The 25,115-nt window shown below is 60.9% G+C and carries 25 protein-coding genes; 18 read left to right on the top strand and 7 right to left on the bottom strand.

Annotation, left to right across the window (positions count from 1 at the left end; genetic code table 11):
* Positions 1–5: 5 nt before the first annotated feature.
* Positions 6–857 carry a (2Fe-2S)-binding protein gene (locus ASD32_RS14395; protein ID WP_060638726.1) on the bottom strand — a complete coding sequence of 284 codons (852 nt, stop codon included), beginning with the start codon at positions 855–857 and terminating at the stop codon, positions 6–8.
* A gap of 82 nt (positions 858–939) precedes the next feature.
* On the bottom strand, positions 940–2,229 hold the full coding sequence (locus tag ASD32_RS14390; protein ID WP_060638725.1) for a glucoamylase family protein: 1,290 nt from the start codon (positions 2,227–2,229) through the stop codon (positions 940–942).
* A gap of 151 nt (positions 2,230–2,380) precedes the next feature.
* On the opposite strand from ASD32_RS14390, the gene ASD32_RS14385 reads away from it, so the two are divergent.
* Together ASD32_RS14385 and ASD32_RS14380 are read left to right on the top strand one after the other, a co-directional pair.
* Positions 2,381–3,172 (top strand): DUF1194 domain-containing protein, encoded by a 792-nt coding sequence (locus ASD32_RS14385; RefSeq protein ID WP_060638724.1) that lies wholly within the window; start codon positions 2,381–2,383, stop codon positions 3,170–3,172.
* Positions 3,173–3,378: 206 nt separating this feature from the next.
* Positions 3,379–4,581 (top strand): aromatic ring-hydroxylating dioxygenase subunit alpha, encoded by a 1,203-nt coding sequence (locus tag ASD32_RS14380; RefSeq protein ID WP_060638890.1) that lies wholly within the window; start codon positions 3,379–3,381, stop codon positions 4,579–4,581.
* Positions 4,582–4,663: 82 nt separating this feature from the next.
* Here ASD32_RS14380 and ASD32_RS14375 read toward each other — a convergent pair whose 3' ends face one another.
* Positions 4,664–6,076, bottom strand: a complete 1,413-nt coding sequence (locus ASD32_RS14375) for an aminotransferase (RefSeq protein ID WP_060638723.1) — start codon at positions 6,074–6,076, stop codon at positions 4,664–4,666.
* Positions 6,077–6,326: 250 nt separating this feature from the next.
* Between ASD32_RS14375 and ASD32_RS14370 the strand changes: the two genes are divergently transcribed.
* Genes ASD32_RS14370 through ASD32_RS14360 form a run of 3 tightly spaced genes read left to right on the top strand, consistent with a single transcriptional unit; the run spans position 6,327 to position 9,149 of the window.
* Complete coding sequence (locus tag ASD32_RS14370; RefSeq protein WP_060638889.1) at positions 6,327–7,247, top strand: ABC transporter permease; 921 nt, start codon at positions 6,327–6,329, stop codon at positions 7,245–7,247.
* On the top strand, positions 7,244–8,068 hold the full coding sequence (locus tag ASD32_RS14365) for an ABC transporter permease (protein WP_060638722.1): 825 nt from the start codon (positions 7,244–7,246) through the stop codon (positions 8,066–8,068). The genes ASD32_RS14370 and ASD32_RS14365 overlap by 4 nt, the downstream gene beginning before the upstream one ends.
* A gap of 7 nt (positions 8,069–8,075) precedes the next feature.
* The gene (locus ASD32_RS14360; protein WP_060638888.1) at positions 8,076–9,149 is read left to right on the top strand and encodes an ABC transporter ATP-binding protein; all 1,074 of its coding nucleotides are present in this window, start codon (positions 8,076–8,078) and stop codon (positions 9,147–9,149) included.
* On the opposite strand, the gene ASD32_RS14355 is transcribed toward ASD32_RS14360, so the two are convergent.
* From ASD32_RS14355 to ASD32_RS14340, 4 genes are read right to left on the bottom strand one after another with little or no spacing between them, the layout of a single operon-like run.
* Positions 9,113–10,411 (bottom strand): FAD-dependent oxidoreductase, encoded by a 1,299-nt coding sequence (locus ASD32_RS14355; RefSeq protein ID WP_060638721.1) that lies wholly within the window; start codon positions 10,409–10,411, stop codon positions 9,113–9,115. The genes ASD32_RS14360 and ASD32_RS14355 overlap by 37 nt on opposite strands.
* Positions 10,408–11,481, bottom strand: coding sequence for an extracellular solute-binding protein (locus ASD32_RS14350; protein ID WP_060638720.1), 1,074 nt, complete (start codon positions 11,479–11,481; stop codon positions 10,408–10,410). The genes ASD32_RS14355 and ASD32_RS14350 overlap by 4 nt, the downstream gene beginning before the upstream one ends.
* A 40-nt stretch (positions 11,482–11,521) precedes the next feature.
* Positions 11,522–12,187: a TetR family transcriptional regulator C-terminal domain-containing protein gene (locus ASD32_RS14345; protein WP_156383190.1), complete on the bottom strand. Its 666-nt coding sequence runs from the start codon at positions 12,185–12,187 to the stop codon at positions 11,522–11,524.
* Positions 12,188–12,219: 32 nt separating this feature from the next.
* Complete coding sequence (locus tag ASD32_RS14340; RefSeq protein ID WP_060638719.1) at positions 12,220–12,462, bottom strand: hypothetical protein; 243 nt, start codon at positions 12,460–12,462, stop codon at positions 12,220–12,222.
* A 146-nt stretch (positions 12,463–12,608) separates the two neighbouring features.
* Between ASD32_RS14340 and ASD32_RS14335 the strand changes: the two genes are divergently transcribed.
* From ASD32_RS14335 to ASD32_RS14275, 13 genes are all read left to right on the top strand, one after another.
* Positions 12,609–14,228: an NAD(P)/FAD-dependent oxidoreductase gene (locus tag ASD32_RS14335; RefSeq protein WP_060638718.1), complete on the top strand. Its 1,620-nt coding sequence runs from the start codon at positions 12,609–12,611 to the stop codon at positions 14,226–14,228.
* Complete coding sequence (locus tag ASD32_RS14330) at positions 14,215–15,810, top strand: NAD(P)/FAD-dependent oxidoreductase (protein WP_060638717.1); 1,596 nt, start codon at positions 14,215–14,217, stop codon at positions 15,808–15,810. The genes ASD32_RS14335 and ASD32_RS14330 overlap by 14 nt, the downstream gene beginning before the upstream one ends.
* Positions 15,810–17,027, top strand: coding sequence for an aminomethyltransferase family protein (locus ASD32_RS14325; protein WP_244490174.1), 1,218 nt, complete (start codon positions 15,810–15,812; stop codon positions 17,025–17,027). The genes ASD32_RS14330 and ASD32_RS14325 overlap by 1 nt, the downstream gene beginning before the upstream one ends.
* Before the next feature lie 10 nt (positions 17,028–17,037).
* On the top strand, positions 17,038–17,274 hold the full coding sequence (locus tag ASD32_RS14320) for a hypothetical protein (protein ID WP_060638715.1): 237 nt from the start codon (positions 17,038–17,040) through the stop codon (positions 17,272–17,274).
* Positions 17,275–17,404: 130 nt separating this feature from the next.
* A complete protein-coding gene (locus ASD32_RS14315) occupies positions 17,405–17,653 on the top strand; it encodes a DUF982 domain-containing protein (RefSeq protein ID WP_200953602.1) in 249 nt (82 codons plus the stop codon).
* Positions 17,654–17,934: 281 nt separating this feature from the next.
* Positions 17,935–19,068: an aminomethyltransferase family protein gene (locus ASD32_RS14310; protein WP_060638713.1), complete on the top strand. Its 1,134-nt coding sequence runs from the start codon at positions 17,935–17,937 to the stop codon at positions 19,066–19,068.
* Between the two features lie 4 nt (positions 19,069–19,072).
* Positions 19,073–19,678, top strand: coding sequence for a dimethylamine monooxygenase subunit DmmA family protein (locus tag ASD32_RS14305; RefSeq protein ID WP_060638712.1), 606 nt, complete (start codon positions 19,073–19,075; stop codon positions 19,676–19,678).
* Positions 19,675–20,640, top strand: coding sequence for a PDR/VanB family oxidoreductase (locus ASD32_RS14300; RefSeq protein ID WP_060638711.1), 966 nt, complete (start codon positions 19,675–19,677; stop codon positions 20,638–20,640). The genes ASD32_RS14305 and ASD32_RS14300 overlap by 4 nt, the downstream gene beginning before the upstream one ends.
* 33 nt (positions 20,641–20,673) lie before the next feature.
* Positions 20,674–21,714, top strand: a complete 1,041-nt coding sequence (locus tag ASD32_RS14295) for a DUF3445 domain-containing protein (protein ID WP_060638710.1) — start codon at positions 20,674–20,676, stop codon at positions 21,712–21,714.
* 191 nt (positions 21,715–21,905) lie between these two features.
* A complete protein-coding gene (locus ASD32_RS14290; protein ID WP_060638709.1) occupies positions 21,906–23,243 on the top strand; it encodes an NAD(P)/FAD-dependent oxidoreductase in 1,338 nt (445 codons plus the stop codon).
* 317 nt (positions 23,244–23,560) lie between these two features.
* On the top strand, positions 23,561–24,337 hold the full coding sequence (locus tag ASD32_RS14285; protein ID WP_060638708.1) for an MBL fold metallo-hydrolase: 777 nt from the start codon (positions 23,561–23,563) through the stop codon (positions 24,335–24,337).
* Complete coding sequence (locus tag ASD32_RS30275; RefSeq protein WP_060638707.1) at positions 24,334–24,540, top strand: hypothetical protein; 207 nt, start codon at positions 24,334–24,336, stop codon at positions 24,538–24,540. Before ASD32_RS14285 ends, ASD32_RS30275 begins: the two co-directional genes overlap by 4 nt.
* 227 nt (positions 24,541–24,767) lie before the next feature.
* On the top strand, positions 24,768–25,034 hold the full coding sequence (locus ASD32_RS14275; RefSeq protein WP_060638706.1) for a type II toxin-antitoxin system ParD family antitoxin: 267 nt from the start codon (positions 24,768–24,770) through the stop codon (positions 25,032–25,034).
* The last annotated feature ends 81 nt before the right edge of the window (positions 25,035–25,115 follow it).

The raw sequence follows: 25,115 nt of genomic DNA, 5'->3' as shown, positions 1-25,115 counted from the left end.
GGTGATCAGAGGCCGCCGGTGCGCTCGACATGAGCGCGCAGGCGGCTTTTTTTTGTCTCGTCATCCAGGAGAACGCAGACATCGCAAAAATCACCGCCCTGCGTCCGGTAATAAAGACAGCAGCCGCTTCGCAAGCGGAATACGCGCTCAACGGCAACCCCATTGCAGACGGCGCTGATCCGCTGATAGCGCATCGCATCAAAAGACAGCGGCGAGCCGGCCCCGTTGATGACGGCAAGTGCCGCAGCCATCGCCCGCTCCGCCTCACCCAGGGCCAGACCGACCTCCAGAAACGCCCCCGCAATACCATCGGCCACCAGCCGCCATTGCGCAACGGGCGAAAGGCCGGTGCGGGCCTGCAGCGCATCGATCATGGGCGTAAAATTTTCGGCGAAACCATCATGCAACAACGCCGCCCAATCATGCCCGCGCGCAAAATTTTCGATGCGAAAATGAAAGCAGCAGGCATCGGATGGCTGGGGGGCATTGGCTGAACCGCAGTCGTTGGGAACGGCAGGTTCAAACCGGAATGCCAGGCGATCCATGCCGGGGACCAGTCCCGTGCGCAGATAGACTGCCGCCACCGCAACGCTGAGGTGATGGCTGTAGAGGGACACGAGATGACCGCCCCTGACGCGATCATCCATTCCGGAAGCAAAACGGTTCTGATAGGCGAGCAGGCGTTCGATCATCTCGCCGTCACGGCGCCACGCCCGATCGACGGAGACAAAGTCGCCACCTGGCAAACCTTGCGACATGGCGACCTGCGGAAAATGCTGCGCCTGCCAGGCGATGGCATCCGCCACCTGCCCTGCATCACCGTCTCGAAACCTGCCATGATCCCGGTTGTCGTCCAAGGGGCCGCCTAAAATGTTCTGACGGTCCATTTACCTCATGATGGAACCTGATGATAGGACCCCAAAAGCCCGATCCCTGATCTCAAAGCCAGCCGCCGGAAAAACCCGCCCGTCGCAGGCCGCGCCGGATCACAACCGTTTCGCGCAGCATGGACCAATAGAGCCCAGTGCGGTGGTTTTCGATCATCATGACCAGCAATCCCTGGTCAAGGCCGACGCTGCGATTGTTGAGCCACCCTTCCGCCGTCTTGCCCGGAACGCTCGGGTTGAAACTGCCGATAAACCGCCCATCCGCCATGACATCGGGATAGCTCGACAGGATATGGCGTGTGCCTGATATGGCGGCCTGCGGCTCGAATGGGAGGCATGCCAGGGGCGCCCAGGGCGCAAGCGTGCCGTCGTCGGGGCCATTCGGCGCGCCGCGCGCGGCATATCCGGCAAATTGCTGGCGCCGTCCATCCTGCAGGCGGCGCGGACGCTGCGGGCCATCGCATGAGGTCAGCCCCCATGTATCGGCACCATAGCCCGTGAAGCCACCCGGATTGGCCGTCGCATAATCGCGCTGAACGGCAATCGCGCGCCGGGTATTTTCGAAATAATCCGTATCATGGGCCGCCACGGCCTCATCGCGGATCCCGCGAAAATCGATCCAGGCGTGGGAGAACAGGTGGATGAACAAGGGACCGGCATACAGGAACGGCTTGCCCTTCACCGTCATCCAGTCGAATTTCGCGGCAAACGCATCGTAGCTGTCCTTGCCGATCGGATAGGAGGGCGAAGCGAGCGCCAGCGTGTAGAGGATGATCGCCTCGCTGTAGGATTCCCAATGATAGGGCAGAAAGCCGCTGCGCGGTTTCCACCCGAGCCACAGAGCGCCGTCGCCGTCCAGCGCCCAGGCCCAGTTTGCCCTTGCATAGAGCATATCGACGTGAGAGCGGATTTCCTTCTCGACCTCGTCATCCCGGTTGAAATACGCAGCTGACGTGATCATGCCGGCGATCAGAAGCGCGCTATCAATCAGGGACAATTCGCTGCGCCATGTTCTAAGCCCGGTCTTCATGTCCAGGAAATGATAATAGAGCCCCTTGTAACCGGTGGCATCCTTGCTGCGGCTTTGCGGGCTTTTGGCGAAGAACCGCAAGGTGGTCAGCGTGATCGCCGCAGCCTCCTCCCGGCTCATCCAGCCTCTCTCGACGCCGGTGGGATAGGCGGACAGGGCAAAGCCGGTCGCAGCGATGCTCGAAGGCGCGCCAGGGAGCGACGTGTCGGCAATCAAACCATTTTCCGGATTGACGAAATCGAGAAAGTAGCTGAACGCCGCTTGCTGCAAACGGTCGAGAATAACCGTGTCGGTTTCGTTTTTCAGAAGCATTACAGGCTAACTCCAGTCGATCGGTCGAAAAAGTGACCGCAGGTACAAATCACTGATTGTTGAAGCCGCCGGCTTCCCGGACGGTCGCCTAACCAACGATTTGTGTTACATTTTAGTTTCATACGATCCTGAGCGCCGATTGGATGACCTGATGTTTTCAGCACTTGCGATGTTTCTGACGATTGCAGCCACGCCAGTGGCGACGCCGGTGGCAGATGCCGTTCCGGTCGATGTGGCGCTGGTGCTCGCGGTCGATATGTCGGGCTCGATGGATATCGAAGAGGCGCAGGTTCAGCGCATGGGCTATGTCGAGGCGCTGCGTCACCCCGACTTCATCAACGCGGTGACTGCGGGTCTGAATGGCCGCATCGCCATCAGCTATTTCGAATGGGCGGGCAGCGTCAACGAAACCTCGGTCATCGGCTGGCAAGTGATTGACGACGCCCAGGACGCCGCTAGTCTTGCCGAACATCTCGCCTCACGGCCGGTCTTTACCCGCCGCGGCACCTCGATTTCCAATGCCATCACCTTTGCATCGAAACTGATGGCGGCAAGCCCCTATGATGCCATGCGCCGGGTGGTCGATATTTCCGGCGACGGGCCGAACAATCTGGGCCCTCCGGTCGACCCTGCCCGTGATGCCGCCATTGAAAGCGGCATCATCATCAACGGCCTTGCCATTCTCATCCGCCCCTCCGGCGGGCCGGTTTCGCTTGACCGCTACTATGCCGATTGCGTCATCGGCGGCCCCGGCTCTTTCGTGCTGCCGGTGCATCAGCCGGAAGATTTTGCCGTCGCCATCCGCCAGAAGCTGGTCCTGGAGGTCAGCCAGGCGCGACTGCCAGCCATTCCCGTTCAGATCAAACCGCCCACCGATTGCCTGATGGGCGAAAAACTTCGGCCGGGTTTTCTCGACCGGGTCTACCCGGAACTGGAAAGATAGGCCCGGACACGACTGCGGTTCCTTTGACGCAACATACTCCCGTCCCCCTGGCAAATGCCGAAGGACCGGACGGCGGCGGCCGCAATTTCCGCGAAAATCCGAAAATTCCTAAAAATTTCGTAGGGTCGCCACTCCCTCAACCTATTCCTATTTATGGAGAAATGTGATTATATTGAATGAACGTTCAGCAAGATATGGGGAAATTCATGAACGAAATGACCCGAAACATCAACGTTCCCAACGACTGGGACCGCAGCGGCCTGCCGGGCTGGTGCTATCACAGCGACGCGCTGCTGGAGCTTGAAAAACAGCATGTCTTCCGCGAGCACTGGCAGATCGCCTGCCATGTTTCCGATGTGCCGGAGCCCGGCAATTACATCACGATGGATGTCGTCGGCGAGCGCGCGCTGATCCTGCGCGACCAGGATGGCACCGTGCGCGGCTTCCACAATATCTGCCGCCACCGCGGCTCGCGCGTCGTGGCCGATGACAAGGGAACCTGCCGCAATGCGCTGGTCTGTCCGTTCCACGGCTGGGTCTATAATCTCGACGGAACATTGCGGGGCGCCGCCCGCCCCCGCTCCTTCCCGCCGCTCGACAAGCAGGAATTCGGGCTGATCGCACTGGATCTCGAAGTCTGGATGGGCTTCGTCTTCATCCGTTTTGCACCTGGGCCCCAGCCGTCCGTCGCCGAACTGATGCAGCCCTTCGCGGCCGAACTCAGCGAATACAAGACGCAGGACATGGTTCCCGCCGGCAATCTCTGGACGCAGACCTCGCCGGTCAACTGGAAATCCGTCCGTGATGTCGACAACGAGGGCTACCACGTGGCGATGGCCCATCCGGCGCTGCAGGACCTCTATGGCTCGACCTATTATGACGAACCCTTCGTCAACGGCCTCTGCCGCTCCTTTGCCACCTATAATCCGCATGCCGGCCGGCGCTGGAGCGTGCGCAATTATGTCAGAATCGCCCCGGAAGCCACCCACCTGCCGCAGCACCTGCGCAAGGCCTGGATCTACTACGGCATCTTCGCCAATGCGGTAATCGCCGTGACACCGGAAGCCGTGCAGTTCTACCAGGAATTTCCGCTTTCCACAGGCCAAACCATGCTGCGCGGCGGCGTCTACCGCCATCGCGACGAAAGCCGCCGGGAACGCGCCGCCCGCTACCTTGCCCAGCGCATCGACCGCGATACGCAGGCCGAGGACGTGCAACTGACCATCTGGTCCAACGAATCGATGACCTCCAAAGCCTTCAACGGGTTCTACCTGTCCGATCTCGAATATGGCGTGCGCACCCACCACGACCACCTTCGCGCCATCCTGCCGGTCATGACCCTGCCCGCCGCCCCGGACGAGCGGGAAATGGCCGGCATGAACAGCCGGCTGCGCTTTGCCGCAGTCTGACAAGCCATAAAGAAAGGGCCGGGAAAACCGGCCCTTTAAAAATGAGCATGGCGGGGAATGGAAGCCATGCCCAAGACAAAACTCAGCCGTGCCACAACCCTTCGCGCACCAGTTCATCCATCGTCCGGCGGATGCTGGTGCGCAGGATCGTGGTCATCTCGTCGATCTGCGGCAGGGTGATCGTCAGCGGTGGTGACATCACGCACATGTTGATCAACGGCCGCACCAGGAGACCGAGGTCCTGGCAATGCCTGTCGATGCGTTTGCCGACATCCAGATCAAGCGTCAGCGGATTGTTGTGCACACGGTCGGCGACGCATTCGACGCAGGCCATCAGTCCGGCCCCGCGCACTTCGCCGACCAGCGGCAGGTCTTCGAGCGTCTTCAGGCTCGCCTGGAAATGGCCGGAAATGGCGCGCGTATGTTCAAGCAGCCCCTCTTCCAGGATATCGAGATTTTTCAGCGCCACGGCGCAGCCGATCGGGTGGCTGGAATAGGTCAGCCCATGGGCAAACATCGCATCGGGGTGGTTGGAGCGGCGCAATTCCTCAAACAGGCGCGACGAAATCATCACCCCGCCAAGCGGAAAGTAGCCGGAGGTCACACCCTTGGCGAAAGTGATCATATCAGGCTCGATGCCGAAGACATCGCTGGAGGCAAAGACATGCCCCAGCCGCCCGAAAGCCGTCACCACCTCGTCGGCGATGAACAGGATGTCGTTGTCGGTGCACAGCTGCCGCATCCGGCTGAGATAACCGTCCGGCGGCACGATGACGCCGCCGGATGCCATCACCGGCTCGGCAATGAAGGCGCCGATGCGCTCGGCCCCCCGCGCCTCGATGACCGCGCGGAATTCCGCGACGAGCCCATCGCAGAACGCAGCCTCGCTCATCCCTTCCGGCCGCCGGAACGGATTGGGACAGGCGAGTTTCACCACCTGCTCGCCGGCGCTGTCCATCCAGTCGTGATCGCGCGGACGGCCGTTCAGCGAGGCCGACAGATAGGTCGAGCCGTGATAGCCGCCTTGCCGCGACACGATCAGCTTCTTGTCCGGACGCCCCTTCACATTGTTGGAAAACTGCATGAAGCGCAGTGCGGTCTCGACCGCAGAGGAGCCGCCGGTCGTGTAGAAGACATGATTGAGATCGCCCGGCGCATGATCGGCAAGCCGGGCGGACAGCGTCACCGACGGCGCGTTCATCGTGTACCAGGGCGAATTGTAGGAGAGGTCCATGGCCTGATCATAGAGCACGCCGGCGAGCTCCTTTCGCCGATGCCCGGCATTGACGCACCACATGCCGGCGGGACCGTCGATCAGCTTTCGCCCCTCGCCGTCGATCACATAGATACCGTCACCGCTGACGATACCGCCGCGCGCCTCGGCGCCGATCTCGCCCGCCGTCGGCCAGGGCTGGACGAGATGATCTCTGGCCAGGGCAACCATGCTGTCCGAAGCCTCCAAAGAGCTGATCACGTCTTCACGTTTGGCCGCCATTTTTTCGCCTCCACAGATAATTTATGGACAATATTTCCAATCAAATAACTGATATAAAACATCAATTACTTCTATTTTGAATGTCCGTTCAATCAATATTGGCAGAAAAAACACTTGCGTTCAATCCCGTTTTGCGCTCATTCTCTCTGCGGGAACCAAAGAATGGCGGAAAACCGCCCGGGACGGACGGCATGATACGATCCCTGCATTTTCACTGTTGTCACGGCACCGCGCCGCACGGGTGGCGCTGATGGTGGCGTTGCCGGGCGCAATCGGCGTGGAAAGCAAACCGCCCCTTGCCGGCAGCCGCCGCTGGGCGGCAAGCGACGAGGCTAAGGGCCTGACGCTAATCTCGCCGACCCTGCTTTACGCGCTGGCGCTGCTCTTCCTGCCCGTCCTCATCGTCATCGCCTATAGCTTCTGGTCCCAGGATTACCTGACCATCGACCGCAGCTTCACGCTTGAGAATTATCGCGTCGCCCTGACAGAACCGATCTACCGCGACCTGCTCTGGCGCTCGCTCACCATCTCGCTCGCCGTCAGCCTCATCACCGTCACTTTTTCCTATCCGGTCGCCTGGTTCATCTCCTTCCATGGCGGCGTTCACAAGAACCTCTGGCTGTTCCTGATCACCGTGCCCTGCTGGACCAGCTACCTCCTGCGCGTCATGTCCTGGAAGGTCATCCTCGGCTATCAGGGCGTGCTGAATACCGGCTTGATGTCCACCGGACTGATCGATCAGCCGGTGACCACATTGCTCTACAATTCCAACGCCGTGATCATCACGCTCGTCCATAGCTGGGCGGCCTTTGCCATCCTGCCGATCTATGTCTCCCTGGAAAAGATCGACCGGTCGCTGATCGAGGCGGCGCATGATCTCGGTGACAACAAGGTCTGGAGCTTTCTGCGCGTCACGCTGCCGCTGTCGCTGCCGGGCGTCATTTCCGCCTTCCTGATCGTGATGATCCCGACCGTCGGCGATTACGTCACGCCCAAGCTGGTTGGGGGCAAGGACGGCGTGATGATTGCCACCGCCATCCAGGCGCAGTTCGGCAAGGGGGCCAACTGGCCGCTTGGAGCAGCCCTTTCCGTCACCACGATGGTGATCGTTTCGGCCATGGCCGGCTGCATGGTGCTGGCGCTGAAGCTATTCGTGAGGCGGATCAAATGAGCGGCCGTCACGGCATTCGAAAATCCCGCTGGCTGCCGGTCTATGTGTCGGCTTACCTTGTCTTTCTCTATCTGCCGATCCTGCTTTTGCCGATCTTCTCGTTCAACAATGCAGCCTCCACCACCTTCCCGCTCGCCGGCTTCACCACCAAATGGTACGCCTCGCTCTGGGGCAATGCGGCGATGCTGGCCGCCGCGCGCAACAGTTTGATCGTCGGCATCTGCGTCTCACTCCTGTCCACCGGCCTTGCCATCTGCGCCGCCCGCGCCGTCACCCGCTACAAGTTCCGCGGCCAGCGCGCGGCAACCGGCCTGTTGATGGCGCCGCTGTTTCTGCCCGAGATCATCGTAGCCGTATCGCTGCTGATGATCGTGCTGCAGCTCGGCCTGGAACTGTCACTGGTCACGGTCATTCTCGGCCAGACGGTGTTTTGCCTGCCCTATGCGCTGTCGGTGCTGATTTCCGGCTTCGATGGCTTCGACCGTTCGCTGGAGGAAGCCTCGCTCGACCTTGGGGAAACCGCCATCGGCACCTTCCGCAGGGTGACGCTGCCGGTGGTGGCGCCGGCCATCATCTCCAGCCTGCTCGTCTCCTTCACCATTTCGCTCGACGAATTCATCCTCGCCTTCTTCCTGTCGGGCACGGAGCCGACGCTGCCGGTCTATATCTGGGGACAGCTGCGCTTTGCCGCCAAGCTGCCAAGCGTGCTGGCGCTCGGAAGCCTGATGATCGCCCTGTCGATCCTCCTGGTCGCCACCGCCGAAATCCTGCGCCGCCGCGCGGAAAACCGCCTCAAAGCTGGAGCCGCCGCCCATGGCTGATACACCCATGATCGAGATCGATGCCGTCAGCCGCTATTACGGCATCTATCGCGCGCTCGACAATGTCAGCCTCGACATTGCCGCCGGCGAATTCTTCTCGCTGCTTGGTCCGTCCGGCTGCGGCAAGACCACCCTTTTGCGCTCGATCGCCGGCTTCGACACGCCGACGTCCGGAGACATCCGCATCGACGGCCATTCGGCCATCGACCTGCCGCCCAACAAGCGGCCGACCAACATGGTCTTCCAGAACTATGCGATCTTCCCGCATCTGAATGTCGAGGACAATGTCGGCTACGGCCTCAAGCGCCTGAAGCTGAACGCAAGCGACGAACGCCAGCGTGTCGGCAACGCACTGGAACAGGTTCGGCTTTCGCATCTTGGCAAACGCAAGGCCCATGAACTATCCGGCGGCCAGCGTCAGCGCGTCGCGCTTGCACGGGCGCTGGTGATGCGGCCTAAGGTGCTCCTGCTCGACGAGCCGCTGTCGGCGCTCGACAAGAAGCTGCGCGAGGAAATGCAGGTGGAACTGCGCACCTTGCAAAAAGCCGTCGGCATTACCTTCGTTCTGGTCACCCATGATCAATACGAGGCGCTCGCCATGTCGGACCGGATCGCCGTGATGTTCGGCGGCAAGATTGCCCAGGTGGCGACGCCCAAGGAAATCTACCAGCGTCCCCTCACCCGGCAGGTCGCGGATTTTCTCGGCGGCATGAATTTCATGCGGGCAAAGATCACCGGCGAAAGCGCTCTCAATCTCTCCGTCGAGACCACCCGATTCGGCAATGTCACCATCGCCAAGCCCAAGGGCTTCACCGCTGAGAACGGCCAAATCACCATCGGCATCCGCCCGGAACGCCTGCGGGTCCTGTGGGACGATGCCAAGGCCGATTGCGAGGTGACCGGCCATGTGGTCGACCGGCATTATTTTGGCGAGATCACCCACCTGATCGTCGATGTGCCGGGCCTCGAAAAACCGCTGTCCGTGTCGGAAACCAATAATTTCGGCGCGGACGATATTCCGGTCGGCGCACCGATCCGGCTTGCCTATGATCCGGATGCGCTGGTGGCGATGGCCGATTGATGCGCTGCAATCACCCGCATGGCGGCTTCCCGTCCGGCAACGATGGCGCCCTCGATATAGGCGGGGAATGACGGGGATAGCTCCGACGAGGCAAAATGCACCGGCGGCGCACCGGCGCGCAGAATGTCTTCGGCATCATAGGCCTGGAGATCCGTGATCACATCGCTATAGCCACCGCCGCTCCAGGGATCGCCGACCCAGTCACGGATCAACAGCCCCGCCACCTCAGCGGCCTGCGGACCCAGCGCCGCCACCAGCCGGCGGCAGATTTCCGCCTCGATGAAGGCGTGTCCCTTCGCGCTCCATTCGACGGCAACCGGCCCACCGGCAAACATCACCAGCGCCGACGCCTGCCGGCTGCTGACATCGCAGGCGAAAAGCCCCAGCGTATCGCGCCACATCACCATGCCGCTCAGACCGCGATCACGCCAGAACGGCCGCTCAAAGCGGACCAGCGCCTTGATCACCGTGCCGCTTTTCCAAGCGCTCAGAGCGCCGTTCAGCGCATTGGGGAGATCGGGCACATGCGCGATGCGCGAAGCCATCACCGGCGGCACGGCAATGATCACCTGCCGCGCGGTCAAGACGCCGCCCGCGCCTGTTGTCACCGACACCGAACCCTCGCTGCGGTCCATGCGAACCACCGGCGCCTCAAGCCGCAGGCGCTTGCCCAGCGTTGCCGCCAGTGCTTCGGCCGCAGCATGGATCGTACCCTCGGCGAAATATTGCAGCTCGTTGCCGTTGCTGATCGTGCGCCGGTCATTGTCGATCAGATACCAGAGCGGGATTTCGCTCATCGAGCGGCACCAGAGGCCCTCGACCATCGCCTGATAGCTGGCTTTTGCGCCGGGCGGATCGCTCTGGCGCGCAAGCCATTCCCCCGCCGTCAGCCCCGAAATATTGGGATCGCGCGGATCGATCCGGTTGGCACGGGCGCGGATGCGGCCGGATTCCGCAAAGGACGACCCCGCCTCAAACGGTTGCGGCTCAATGAGAAAGGCGCCGTCCAGCGGCGTCTCCGCCAAAGGCAAGTTGAACCGCCGCGTCAAGGCCATGACATTCGGCATCTCGTCGCAGATAAACTGCCCGCCGGTATCCATCGCAACGCCATCGGCAAAAGCCGAGGCTTCCACTCGCCCGCCAACCCGGTCGCGCGCTTCCAGCACGATCACATCGAGACCGGCCGACACCAGGGCATCGGCCGCCGAAAGGCCGGCAAAACCGGCCCCGGCGACAATCACATCTGCATCATATCCGCTCAATAGCCCGCCTTGATCTTCTCGAATTCGGCAATCATCTTCTGGCGCAGCTCGATCGGCATCGGCGACTGGAACAGCGTCTTGTCGACGAACTTATCGACATCGGCATAGCCTTTCGCCACAAGGATCGCCGGGTCAACCGCAGCCATGCCCTTGGCATTGGCATGCCCGTAACCCCAGTCATTGACGAGGTACGTACTGATGGCCGGATCGCTGATCGAATTCAGGAAATCATATTGCTTGTCCGCGTCGCCCTCTGCACCCTTCAGGCGGACATAGCCGCAGACCCAGGTGGACAGCCCTTCCGTCGTATCCCGCTTGACGTCGGCCGGCACGCCATCTTTTTGCAGCGTCGTCACGGTCTCGTTCCAGGCCCAGGCGAGATCGACCTCGCCGCTCGCCATCGCCTGGGTGACTTCGGTATTGTCGGTCCAGTAGAGGCGGACATTCTTGTGCACCTCGCGCAGAAAAGCGGAAGCTTCCGAAAACTGCGCATCGGTCATCTTCGTCCAGTCCTTGAGGCCGATCGCAAGGCTTGCCAGCGCATAGGCATCATCGACATTATCGCCGATCGAGACGCGGTCCTTGAATTTCGGATCGGCAAACGCCTTCAGCGACTGGACCTCTTCCGGCTTCACCGTGTCGGTGCGATAGGTCAGAACCGTATTGCCCCACTCGAACGGCAGGAACCAGGCCGTGCCGTCATCGGAGGTCATCAGGCCCTTCATCGCCTTGATGCCGGGCAGAATATCGTCCCACCCGGTCAGCTTGGACGTATCGAGCGGCTCGAGCAGCCCTGCCTCGCGCCACTTGTTGACGCTCTGCGAACAGGGATGAGCAAGGTCGGCCTTGAAGCCGGAGCGCAACTTCTGGAACGCCTCTTCCTCATCGCCGAAGAAGCTGAAATCCGGTTCCGTGCCGTGCTTTGCGGTATAGGCCGGGTGGAAGGCCGGATCCTCGTAGCCGGACCAGTCGAAGACGGTGATATTGTCGGCGGCGCGCGCCGAAAACGCCGCGCTGGACAGCAGCGAGGCCAGCAACGCGGCCCTGCCCAAATCCCTGACCATTCCCATTATCCGCATGCCGGTCTCCTTTTCCGTTTTCAGCTGTTCCCTATTTCGGACCCTGATGGGTCATATGGCCCGGAAAGACCGAGACCAGATATTCGATTGCCGCCGCATGGGCCTTTTCGCGCGTCAGCCCATCGCCCATCATCAGCCGGAACCACAGGCCCTCCATCATGGCGCTGAGCGCCAGCGCGATGGTTTCGGCGTCATATGTGTAGGATTTTTCCGCTTTCATCTGCGCGCAGAGCGCCACGAACAGCTCCTGGTACTTGGTGTCGCGGGCGCCGCAGAGCGCCTGATAGGTCGGCCGCGATTTCGCCTCGCCCCAGAAGGCGCACCAGGCGGCCAGCTTGCGCTTGGTGCAGATCTTGCGGTCGAAATCGGCCGCCACCAAAGCCCAGAGTTGCGAGGATGCCGCCTCGCCCGCTTTATCGAGTGCCGCGCCCCAATGCGCCGCATATTCATCGGCCATGAATTGCAGCGTGGCAATCAAGAGCTTTTCCTTGCTCTCGAAATGAAAATTGACGATGCCGCGCGACAGGCCCGCGCCATCGGCAACATCGGCCAGCGTCGTTTCGGAATAGCCGCGCTTGGCAAGCGAATCGATCGTCGCCTCGACCAGCTGCTGGCGCCGTGTTTCCTTCGAAGCCTTGCGGCCACGCCTGTCGTTTTCGCCGGTTTCCGCCGCAGACACTGCCTTCATTCTCACCATAACCTTCTTGCCCTTCAGGCTGAGAACGACGCTCATGATGCGCTCCCGCCCGGTTTTTCACCGGGCAGATGAGCGCGACAATGCGGCCCGGTGTCAAGAACCTTTTGCTTGGCTTTGAAGCTACGGATGCCCGTTCCAGGATAGCCCGTGCGCGCCGTCTTCACGGTCACGGAACCGCGTGCCTGGCCGGCCGGAGATACTCGCGCGATCACCAAACCGGAGCCCGATGCACCTGCCTGGCCATATCCCGGTTCCCGCATTGAGGTTTCGATCATCCCGTCATTTCCACCGCATGGCCTTTGACACGAAATCCTATCGCATTATCAGAGGATTGCAACATACTTGCTGAATATTCATTCAATATAACTGGACAACATTCTGCTTTTCATGCCAGATTTTTCGCAATGAGGGAGACAGAGGCATGAAGAAATACGATGTGGTGATGATCGGAGGCGGCCATAACGGCCTGGTCGCGGCCTGCTATCTGCAGCGCGCCGGGCTTGATGTGCTGGTGCTCGAAAAGAACGATTGGGTGGGCGGTGCGGCCACCAGCCGCGAACTGACCCCCGGCTTCCTCTACTCCAACTGTTCCTATGTCTGCTCGCTGTTTCGCCCGGAAATCATGCGCGAGCTCGAGCTGCCGAAACACGGGCTGCAGGTCATCGCCTATGAAGGCGGCGCGGTCTTTACCCGCGACGGCGACTATATCGCCTCCTACCGCGACCATGACAGCCATCGCCGCGAATTCGCCCGCTATTCGAAGCGCGATGCCGAAGCCTATGACCGCTACGCCCGCGACGTCACCCGCCAATGCCGTTTCATCCAGCCGCTGTTGATGCGCACCGCACCGGACCCGTTTTCCTTCAAGCCGCGCGACATTTCCGAACTGCTCTATCTCGGCAAAAAATTCGGCGAATTCTCCGCCCATGACATGGCGCAGACATTGCGCTTCTGGACCATGTCGATCTCGGACTTCCTCGACGAATATTTCGAGACTGATGTCATCAAGGCCTATCTGGCGCTGTCAGGCATTATCGGCACGGCGCTTGGGCCGATGTCGCCCGGCACGGCTTACGTGCTTCTGCATCACTATATGGGCGAAGTCGATGGCTCCGTCGGCGCCTGGGGCTATGCGCGCGGCGGCATGGGCGCGGTGACCCAGGCGCTCGCCTCCTCCTTCAAGGCATCGGGCGGCACGATCCGCACCGGCGCCGATGTGGCCCGCATCATGACCCGCAGCGGCCGCGCCACCGGCGTCGTGCTGGCCGATGGCGAGGAGGTGCGCGGCAATCTCGTGGTCTCCAATGCCGACGTCAAGCGCACCTTCCTCAAGCTGGTCGAGGAGGATGCCCTGCCCGAAGCCTTCGTCCACCGCGTCAAGCACTTCAAGATGCGCGGCTCGTCTGGCAAGCTCAATATCGCACTCGACAGCCTGCCCGAATTTCCGGCGCTGCCGAAGAATTCCTCCTGCATTCGCGGCGATCTGCATTTCACCGATTCGATGGAGCGGATGGAACGCGCCTATGACGACTGGAAGGCTGGCCGCTATTCCGCCGATCCCTTCGTCGATATGGTGATCCCGACGACGCTCGATCCGACCATGGCGCCGCCGGGCAAGCATTTCATGAGCTGTTTCGTGCAATATTGCCCGCCGCAACTGGAAGGCCGCGACTGGACCGATGCCGACCGCGACGCCTTTGCCGAGACCGTCGTCAGCCAGATCGCCGATTATTCCCCCGGCTTCCGCGACCGCATCCTGCATATGGAAGTGCGCACGCCGCGCGAGATCGAGGCGGAGGTGGGCCTCACCGAAGGCAATATCTTCCAAGGGGAGTTGACCTTCGACCAGTTGCTGTTCAACCGCCCGGTGCCCGGTTACGCGCAATACCGCACGCCGGTGCCTAGCCTCTATCTCTGCGGCTCTTCCACCCATCCCGGCGGCGGCGTCATGGGCGCGCCCGGCCGCAATGCCGCCGCCGAAATCCTGCGTGACCTGAAACTGAAACCTTCAGAAATGAGCCCGGCCCATGACGTCATCTGATCTCGCCCGGACCACGAATTTCAACGCCGCAGACTTCGATGCCATCGTCATCGGCGGCGGCCATAACGGCCTGACGGCAGCCACGCTGCTGGCGCAGAACGGCCGCAGGGTCGTCGTTCTCGAAGCCGCCGACAGCACCGGCGGCGCAATGCGCGGCTTTGAATTCCACCCCGGCTACCGCTCCGCCGGCCTCGCCCATATCGTCAACCGGCTCGATCCGGAGGTCGAGGACCTCCTGAAGCTGAAAGCCGCCAAAACCTCCGGCGCGTCCCTGCCGACCGTGGCGCTCTCGCCGGATGGCAGGCACGCCGTCCTGCGTGGTGCCTATGGCGAGACAATCGACGGCGTCAGCCCGGCCGAGGCGAAGGCCTTTGCGGCCATGCGCAAGAAGCTGATGTTCCAGGCGGGCATTCTCAAACGCTTCCTCAAGCGCCGGCCGCCGGAGATCGGCAGAATCAAGCTGAACGACCTCGGAACCTTCGCCGGCGCAGGCCTCAGCCTCATTACCAAAGGCCGCGAGGAAGGCCGCGACTTCCTGCGCATGCTCCTGATGAATGTCGCCGATGTCGCCGACGAATATTTGACCGACGACCGCCTCAAGGGTCTCGTTGCCTTCGACGCCACGCTCGGCATCCATCTCGGGCCGCGATCACCGACCTCGCTTCTCGGCCTCTATTACCGCCTGACCGGCGAAACCGGCGGCAAGACGGGTGCACAATGCGTGCCGCAGGGCGGCATGAGCACCCTTGCCCCGGCGTTCGAAAAGGCAGCGACCGCCGCCGGCGCCGTCATCCGCACGGGCGCCCATGCCGCGCGCATCCTCGCCAATCGCGGCACCGCAACCGGCGTCGTGCTCGCCAACGGCGAACAGCTGAACGCACCCGTTATCGTCTGCGCCATCCATCCGCAGGCGACATTCCTGAACCTCTGCGACGCAGCCGAACTCGGCACAGGCTTGGTCCGCGCCGTCGGCAATATCCGCTCGAAAGGCAATGTCGCCAAGCTCGATCTGGCCCTCGACCGGCAGCCCGCCTTCACCGGCGTTTCGCCGGATGACCATCGCGGCCGGCTGGTCATCGCCCGCTCCATCGCCCATGTCGAAAATGCCTTCAATCCGGCCAAATACGGTGAATTCTCCCCCGATCCGGTGATGGAGATCACCCTGCCAAGCCTTGCCGATCCCGCACTCGCGCCCCCCGGCGGCGCGACGCTGTCCGCCCTGGTAGAATTTGCGCCCTATGATCTGAAGGGAGGCTGGGACAATGGCAAACCGGCCTTCGAAAAAATCATCCTCGACACGCTGGAGCGCTACGCGCCGGGCTTGAGCAAGAGCATCGTCGGACGCCAGCTGATGACACCGGCCGATATGGAAACCCAGTATCGTCTGCCCGGCGGCCACTGGCATCATGGCGAGCTGCAGGCCGATCAGCTGCTGGTCAACCGCCCGGTCAATGCGGCGGCCGGCTATACCACGCCGCTGTCCGGCCTCTACCTCGCCAGTGCCGGTTCGCATCCGGGCGGCGGCATTTCCGGCCTGCCGGGACTGCTCGCCGCGCGCCACATTCTTTCGGAGAGATCATGATGCTGGAGATCAACCCCCGCCGCGCCCTGCAGAGCCATATCGCCACGCCGCGCTTCGAGACCCCGTTTCATCCGCGCATCGCAGCCCTCAGCGAAACCAGCGACTGGTACACCTGGTCCGGCTACAAGGCGCCGCATTCGGTCTTCGACGAGGAACTGGAATATTTCGCCATCCGCTCGACATCGGCGCTGTTCGATATTTCGCCGATGGTGAAATATCGTATCGCCGGGCCGGAGGCAGAGCGCTATCTCAACCGGCTGACCGTGCGCGATGTCTCGAAGCTCGGCATCGACCGCGTCCACTACACCGCCTGGTGCGACGACCACGGTCATGTGCTCGATGATGGCACCCTGTTCCGGCTCGCGCCCGATACGTTCCGCCTCTGCTGCCAGGAGCGCCACCTGCCCTGGCTGCTCGACAGCGCCATCGGCTTTGATGTTACCGTCGCGGAAGAAACGGCTGAGATTGCCGGGCTTGCCCTGCAGGGCCCAACGTCATTCGCGGTCCTCTCCAAAGCCGGCTTCGACGGCATCGAACGGCTGAAACCCTTCCAGCTCGCCGATTTCCCGCATGAGGGCGGCACGGTCACCATCTCGCGCACTGGCTTTACCGGCGATCTCGGCTACGAACTGTTCGTCCCCGCCAATGCCGCGCTCAGCCTGTGGGACCGCCTCTGGACGGCAGGACAGCTTCACGGCATCCGCGCCATCGGCTATGCCGCGCTCAACCGCGCCCGCATCGAAGCCGGCTTTATCGTCGCCAATGCCGATTTCATGACGGCTGAGACGGCGCTGCGCGCCGACCGCGCCCGCATGCCCGACGAGATCGGGCTGGACTGGCTGGTCGATGCGCAAAAAGTCACCTTCAATGGACATCAAGCGATACTTGAAGCCAGGCGGAATCAATCTCTCAAACATGTGCTCGTCGGCCTTGAAATTGAAGGCAATATTCCGGCTGACGGTGCCATCCTCTATCACCGGAAAAAGCATGAGGCTGGCCTCGTCAGTGCCGCAATCTGGTCGCCGCTTGCCAAGCGCAACATCGCCATCGCCAGCCTGACCCGGCCCTATGGCACGCGCCTGACCGAAGATCTCTGGGTGGAAATCTACGCGTCGCGCGAACTGCAATATCAAAAGATGATGAAACGCGCCCGCATCGTGCCGCGCCCCTTCATCAAGCTCGACCGCCGTGCCGCTTCCCCGCCCGCTCAGTTCTGACGGTTGCGATATGGACGAGGAAACACGCCAGAACTGGGATTTGATCAAAACTCCGCCGGGCATCGCATGGTCCGGCCGCACCCGCTACGCCGCCGCCACCTTTCTCTATCATCGCGGCGAGATGAGTGCCGAGGTTCTGGAGGTCTATCGCATCTGTTCGCGGCTCGATGCGGAGGACCCGCTGGATGTGCTGACGCGATGGCAGATCGGGGCTGACTGGGTCGAGCGGATGCGCGCGATGCGCTGATCCCGTGGTTCATCGAAGACGCCTCAGCCATCGTTCAGAACATGCTTTCACAAGCAGATTCCAAAATGAATCCGTCGTTGGAACCTTCTTGAATCCCGCACGTTTGAGTGCTGCAATTTCAAGAAGCAGCATGAGGACGACGTTGAGTTACAAACGCTTTCCAACCCCCGTCAGAGTGGTCATCCAGCAGAGCCAGGAAAACATCATCGCGACCGCCTGGGACGCCGTAGAGTTCCTGCGCCGCTGGACCGGCAAGCGTGGTCTTGCCTATCGCCGCGCCCTGCAACATTGCCTCGACGCCCTCGACGGCATCCGCAGCCCGCAGAAAGCCTGGGCCTCGTTCATCGCCGCCATGAAGGAAGAAGGCCTGCTCGCCTGATTCCCGTTTCATCTTATAATGTCCCCGGTGCCCGGATCCCTGATCCGGGCATTTTCGTGTGTGCTCGCCTTCCCAGATTACGCCACTTGAAAAGTCCGCTTTTCCGGCGTTGAATGCTTCAACTGTTAGCTCCTGAAGAAGCAAAAGCGGCACGTCTTTTACCATCCGCGACACCGCACTTTCCGGCGAGAAATCCACATCGCGGGCTTGCCGTTCCCGAAAACGCGAATATACTCAGGAATAATTATTTCCACAGAGTGAAATAAATAAGGGAACAAATCATGGCACTTAGCTGGCGTTTCTCCGCCTTGGGCGATCGGCATCGGGCACTGGGGTCCAATCTTGAGGACTGGAGCGGCATGGGAACCGCCTGGACCTATGACAAGGATATTTCCGAAGAACACATCGCCGTGCGCACCAAGGCCGGCATCATGGATGTTTCAGGCCTGAAGAAGGTGCATCTGGTCGGCCCGCATGCGATTGCCATCCTGGAATATATCACCACCCGCGACATGACGAAGGTCTATCCCGGCAAGTCCGTCTATGCCTGCATGCTGAACGATCGCGGCCATTTCACCGACGATTGCATCGTCTACCGCACCGGCCCGAATTCCTGGATGCTGGTGCACGGCTCGGGCTCCGGTTTCGAGGAAATCGTCAAGCAGGCTCAGGGCCGCAATTGTGCCGTGCTGTTCGACGACGACCTGCATGACCTGTCACTGCAGGGACCGCTTGCCGTCGATTATCTCGAAAAATACGTGCCCGGCATCCGCGACCTCAAATATTTCCACCATATGCAGACGACCCTGTTCGGCGCCCCGGTGATGATCTCGCGCACCGGCTATACCGGCGAACGCGGCTACGAAATCTTCGTGCGCGGCCAGGATGCCGGCATGGTCTGGGACCGGATCGTCGATGAAGGCAAGGAGATGGGCATCATCCCCGTCTGCTTCAGCGTTCTCGACATGCTGCGGGTCGAAAGCTACCTGCTGTTCTACCCCTACGACAATTCGCAGATGTATCCGTTCGCTAACGAGCAGCCCGGCGACAGCCTGTGGGAACTCGGCCTCGATTTCACCGTCAGCCCCGGCAAGACCGGTTTTCGCGGCGCCGAGGAACATGCCCGCCTCAAAGGCAAGGAACGCTTCAAGATCTTCGGCCTGCTGATCGAGGCCGATGGACCGGCCGATCTCGGCGACGAAGTCTGGGATGGCGACAAAAAAGTCGGCGTCATCACCTGCCCGTCCTATTCCAAGCTCACCAACCGCTCGATGGCGATCATGCGCGTCGAGGTTCCCTATGCCGTCCAGGGCACCAAGCTCCAGGTAAAGGGCAAGACGGTCAACGCACCGGCGATCGCCCACACGATCACCTTCGATGATCCGAAAAAGACGAAACGGACGGCGCAAGGCTGACGGCATGCTCGTACAAGGGATCAAAAGTAGGCCGGAATATAAGGGGCTCGACATCGATCCCCACGCAAAGCGCCACCTCTTCGTCCTCGAGGGCGAAGGGGCGGCCGCCCTCACCGGCCAGGTGGACCTGAAGGGCAAGGATTTCCTGGCAAAATCGGAAATCCTCTTTCTGGCCGCAGGCGCCGCGCCGAATGCCTATGACGCGGTTCTTTCGGCTTTGTCGCCCGACATCTTCTGGCAGGCGCCGACACTTCAGCCGTTGCTGTTTCGCCTGCGCGCCTGTCTGGAGCAGGCCCGGATGGGAACGCGGCTCTACATCGCCGGCACAGAAGGCTTTATCGGCCAGATCATGCAGGTGGCGCTGGAATTCGGCATCGATTTCAACTCGATCCATACCGAACATCGCGGCTCGACGGCGCGCCGGGTGCAATGCGTGCACTGCAAGGGCATCACCGACAATGTGACGACGAGCCCCTTTGCCTGCAGCCATTGCGGCTTGCCGCTCCTGGTGCGCGACCACTATTCCAGACGTCTCGGCGCCTTCCAGGGCGTCAACATCGATGCAGAAGAACCGGGTACGGCGCCTGCCCCTGAGGAGATGTTCCCGTGAGCCTCAACACAGACATGCCCGTCCGGGTCGCCGATGTCACTGATGTGACCGAACTCGTCAAACGCTTCCGCTTCGAGCGGCTGGACGGCCATCCCATGCCGTTCTTTTCCGGCGGTGCCCATGTCGTCGTCTCGATGAACGACAATGGCCTTTTACGCCGCAATCCCTATTCGCTGATGTCCAATCCCGACGACAACAGCGCCTATGAAATCAGCGTGCTCAGGGTGCCCAATTCCCGCGGCGGCTCGGTCTTCATGCATGAACAGGTAAAGCCCGGCGATCAGCTGACCGTCAGCCAGCCGGTCAATCTCTTCGCGCCGGATCATCGCGGCCGCAAGCATATCCTGATTGCCGGTGGCATCGGCATCACCCCGTTCATCGCGATGATGGAGCAGTTCAGCCGCGACAACATCGCCTTCGAACTGCACTACGCCATCCGCTCGCGCTCGCATGGCGCCTATTGGCAGCACCTCATCGACCGCTACGGCCCGCGCCGCATCAAGGTCTATGTGGATGAGGAAAAGAGCTATATCCCCGTGGCCGCCATCACCGACAACCAGCCGCTGGGCACGCATCTCTATGTCTGCGGCCCGGCCGGCATGATCGACGGCGTGCTGATGACGGCGCTGAAAGCCGGATGGCCGAAGGAAAACCTGCATTCGGAACGCTTCCTGGCGCCACCCGCCGGCCTGCCGTTCCAGGTCTTCCTCGAGAAATCCAACATCCACATGACCGTTGGCGAACACCAGAGCATTCTGGAGGCGGCCGAAGCGCATGGTTGCGACGCCCCCTACATGTGCCGTGGCGGCGCCTGCGGCCAGTGCGAAACCGCGGTCTCGTCCTGCGACGGAACGCTGGAACACAATGATATCTACCTGTCGGACGAGGAAAAAGCGTCCGGCAGAAAGGTCATGATCTGCGTCTCGCGGTTCAAAGGCCAGCAACTCGTTCTTCAACTCTAGCAATCTTTTACAGATAGAAGGGGGACCGGACAGATGACCATCACGTTCAGGAACGAAACATTCCGCGACGACTTCACCTTCCGCAACAGCCTTACCAATATCAGGCGCTTTCCCTTCCCCTTCGACCGCGACGAATACATGTATTCCGTCAACATGGAGCCGCATATCCGCGGCAAGGCCGACAGCGTTTTTGAAAACCTCATCGACGTTGACGAGCACTATGTCGCCGAGATGCAGGACCGGGCGATGGTGCTGAAGGAAGACCCGCTGCGCTGCCAGGCCCTGCCGCATATGATGGCGGCGCAATGGGATGTGCTGGAACTCCTGATGGAGCATCAGGCGCAGGATTATCCCGAGCATTTCACGCTGACAAAGGACGGCGACCGCTGGCGCTGGATCAACCGCCCGCTGGGTATCGACGACACCTTCACCTTCGGCGATCCCTCCACGCTTCCCTATCCGCCGATGGAATATATCACCCGCCAGGCCCAGGGCGATTTCTGCATCGTGGACCAGCGCGACAACAATCTGTGGATGGATGCCGGCATGGTCACCACCCAGGCCGACTGGTCGCTCGATTTCGATATCGGCATGAATTTCATGGAATGGCACGGCCCGGTGCCGCTCGCCCACCAGATCGGCGTCTTCGACCGGGCGCTGAAATTCCTGCTCAACCTGCAGCAGGGCAAGCCGACCCGGCGCCTCAACTGGACCATGACCGTCAATCCGAGGCTCGATACCTCTCCGGAAAACTACCACAAATGGGGTCCCGACCGCCTGACCGTAACGCCGGAGAATGTCGGCGAAAAAATGCACCTGCGCGTGGAGTTGCAAAGCCTGTGGCGCCTGCCGCGTTCCAACGCCATCCTCTTCGTCATCCGCTGCTACCTGATCAGCCTCGACGAACTGGTGACCGTGCCCAAATGGGCCCGCCGCCTGCCGCGCGTGCTGAAAAGCCTGCCCCCTGAAATCATCGACTACAAGGGCCTGACCCGCAACCGCCCGATCATGATCGACTGGTTGGCGAAATATGACGACGGCGCGCCGACAAGCGCGGGGATCTATCCGGATTAGACTGAAAAAGCCCCTCATCCGGCCTGTCGGCCACCTTCTCCCCGTGCACGGGGAGAAGGGACAAGCGGCAACCTCTGTCGTCCCCTCTCCCCGCCTGCGGGGAGAGGGCTAGGGTGAGGGGCAAACGGCATAAAGACATTCGGCAACGACCGAATAAACTGACCATGACATAACAAAGGGAACAGACAGACATGACCAGAGTAGCCGTGATCGGCGCGGGGCCATCGGGCCTTGCCCAGTTGAGAGCCTTCCAGTCCGCCGCCCAGAAGGGTGCTGAAATCCCCGAAGTGGTCTGCTTCGAAAAACAGGCCGACTGGGGCGGCCTTTGGAACTATACCTGGCGCACCGGGCTCGACGAATATGGCGAACCCGTCCATGGCAGCATGTACCGCTATCTCTGGTCGAACGGCCCCAAGGAATGCCTGGAATTCGCCGATTATTCCTTCGAGGAGCATTTCGGCAAGCCGATCGGCTCCTATCCGCCCCGCGCGGTGCTGTGGGACTATATCAAGGGCCGCGTCGAAAAGGCCGACGTGCGCAAATGGGTGCGCTTCTCCACACCGGTGCGCATGGTGCGGTTCGACGAGGCAACGAAGAAGTTCACGGTGACGGCACATAATCGCGTCGAGGACCGGATGTATAACGAGGAGTTCGACTATGTCGTCGTCGCCTCCGGCCATTTCTCGACACCGAATGTCCCCTATTTCGAAGGCGTGAAAACCTTCGGCGGCCGCGTCCTGCACGCCCATGATTTCCGCGATGCACTGGAATTCAAGGACAAGGACGTGCTGATCGTCGGCCGCAGCTATTCCGCCGAGGATATCGGCTCGCAATGCTGGAAATACGGCGCGAAATCCGTAACCACCAGCTACCGCTCCAAGCCGATGGGCTTCAAATGGCCGGAACGCTTCGAGGAACGGCCGCTCCTGCAGAAGCTTGTCAACAAGACGGCGCATTTCGCCGACGGATCGACCAAGGAGGTCGATGCTCTGATCCTGTGCACCGGTTACCTCCACCATTTCCCGTTCCTGCCCGACGACCTGCGTCTGAAGACCGCCAACCGGCTTTGGTCCGACAGTCTCTACAAGGGCGTCGTCTACGAGGACAATCCGCAGTTGATGTATATCGGCATGCAGGACCAGTTCTACACCTTCAACATGTTCGACGCCCAGGCCTGGTTTGCCCGCGACGTCATCATGGACCGCATCAAGCTGCCCTCCAAGGAAGGGATGAAGGCACATTTCGACACCTGGCGCGCCCGCGAAGAAACGCTGGAAGACGCCGAACAGATGATCTGGTTCCAGGGCGATTACGTCATCGAACTGCTTGCAGACACCGACTATCCGAAGTTCGACGTCGAAGGCACCAACAAGACCTTCATGGAATGGGAACACCACAAGGGCGAAAACATCATGGGCTTCCGCGATAACGCCTATGCATCGCTGATGACCGGGACGATGGCACCCAAGCATCATACGCCGTGGCTGGAAGCGATGGACGATACGCTGGAAGTGTATCTGAAAAACTGATCGCGCTTTTGCGAGCGAGAGCCGAAGGCCTGTAAAACGGCTTTCGGCTTTTTTTGATCAAGCCGCCTCGACCGCTTGGTCGCGCCACCAGGCATCGGCGCGGATAGCGGTGCCGGTGCACCATGACACGGCCACCACGCCGCCTGCTCTTCCCCCTCCCCAAATTATGAGATCGCGTTGCGCATTACTCTATAAATTTAGTAGATAATTTCTCGTCTCCGTTTTTCCGGAAGGCTACGTCACCACACGGTGATCGAAGCGGAAAGCGCTCGATCTCGCCGCGATGTAAACAGCCATTCCAGTGTGGGAGCGATTGAGTGAGTGACGACAATAAGACCTTTGAACCGGATCCTTCACGGCGCCGGTTTCTGTCCTTGACTGCAACGGGCGGTTTGTCCGCAGTCGCCATCGGCAATACAGGCTATGCCCAGGCGCAGGAAATCAACTGTGCGCCAGTCAGCGGAAGCGTCGCCTGGAAGCAGTCTGGAAACAATGAGCATGTCCGTGCGCTGCAAGGCGGCGCCCTGAATGCCGGCAACAAGGAGCTTGTTGTCGATTATTTCGGGCACACGGCGTTCCGGCTGACCACCCCGGCGGGGCTCACTCTGTTGTTCGACCCTTGGCGCAATGATCCTTCCGGCGCCTGGGGATTGTGGTTCCCCCGGGATTTCCCGCGCATTGTCGTCGATATGGTTTTATCGACCCACGCCCATTTCGACCACGACGCGATCGACAAGGTCGATGCCACCAGCGTTCTGGACCGCGTGGTTGGAAAATTTGCGTTCGCCGATGCAGAGATCAGTGGCATCGCCGATAAGCATTCAACAGATCAGCCGGGATGGTACAAGTGGATCGAAGTCGTCAAGGAGTTCGGCGCCGACCCGTATCCACCCAACAATCCGGGCCATCTCGACATGGTGACCTATCTGGTTGAGACGGCGGGCATACGAACACTCATCTGGGGCGATAACAGGGCAAATCCGCCCGAAGAGGTCTGGAATGCCTGGGGCCGGGTCGATGTGCGACGCTTCCCGTCGATGGGTCGGAACATATTCTCAGCTTCAAGCAGGCAGACGAGATCGTCGAGCGTTTGAAGCCGAAGGTCGTCATACCGACGCACTACCTTCAAAAGGGGATTTCCTCCACGTTGACAACCTTGCAGGTGGCCGACGCCTGGGTGGATGGACAGCCACGAAAACGAAAACTCACAGAGCCCCGCCTGATCCTCACCGCAGACGGGATCAAGGACTACGACCGGGAGTTTTTCTATTTCGGCGACACAGCACATCGCGGCTAGCGCGGATAAACGCTCTCGCGGGGCTCGGTCGATAAAGGCTGCATCATCAGATGCTGGCGTGAGCCAGCATCTTGAATCGCATCAAAGCTGATGTGGAAATCTACAGCGATGCAGTGAACAAGAACACGATCTCGGTGACGTCAGGGAAGACAAATCGCGCAAAATCACAATAAGCGTTTTTGTGATTTATTCTTATTCATGATAGGATCAGCGCAAGGAGTTTCCACATGGCCACGATGACCATTTCACTGCCCGACCCTATGAAAGAATGGATCGAAGCCCAGATCAGCAAGGGCGAATATGCGAGCACAAGCGACTATGTGCGCGATCTCGTGCGCCGCGATCGATCCCGCCGCGACCAGGAATTGACGATCGAAGACTTGCGCCAGATCGTAACGGAATCCCGCTCAAGCGGCCCCGGCAAGCAAAGCCTCGACGAAATTTTCGAGAATGCCGAACGCCTCGCCAAGGCAAGGGGCGTCGTGCGTGACTAGAGCTTCGTACGATCAATGAGGCGCATTCTGTTGCCTCAAATCGGCCGATCCACCAGAAGGATGGCGCAGGGCGATGCCGCC

Source organism: Rhizobium sp. Root483D2 (assembly GCF_001426685.1).
GTDB classification, from domain to species: domain Bacteria; phylum Pseudomonadota; class Alphaproteobacteria; order Rhizobiales; family Rhizobiaceae; genus Pararhizobium; species Pararhizobium qamdonense.
This window is presented reverse-complemented; position numbering and strand designations above follow the sequence as displayed.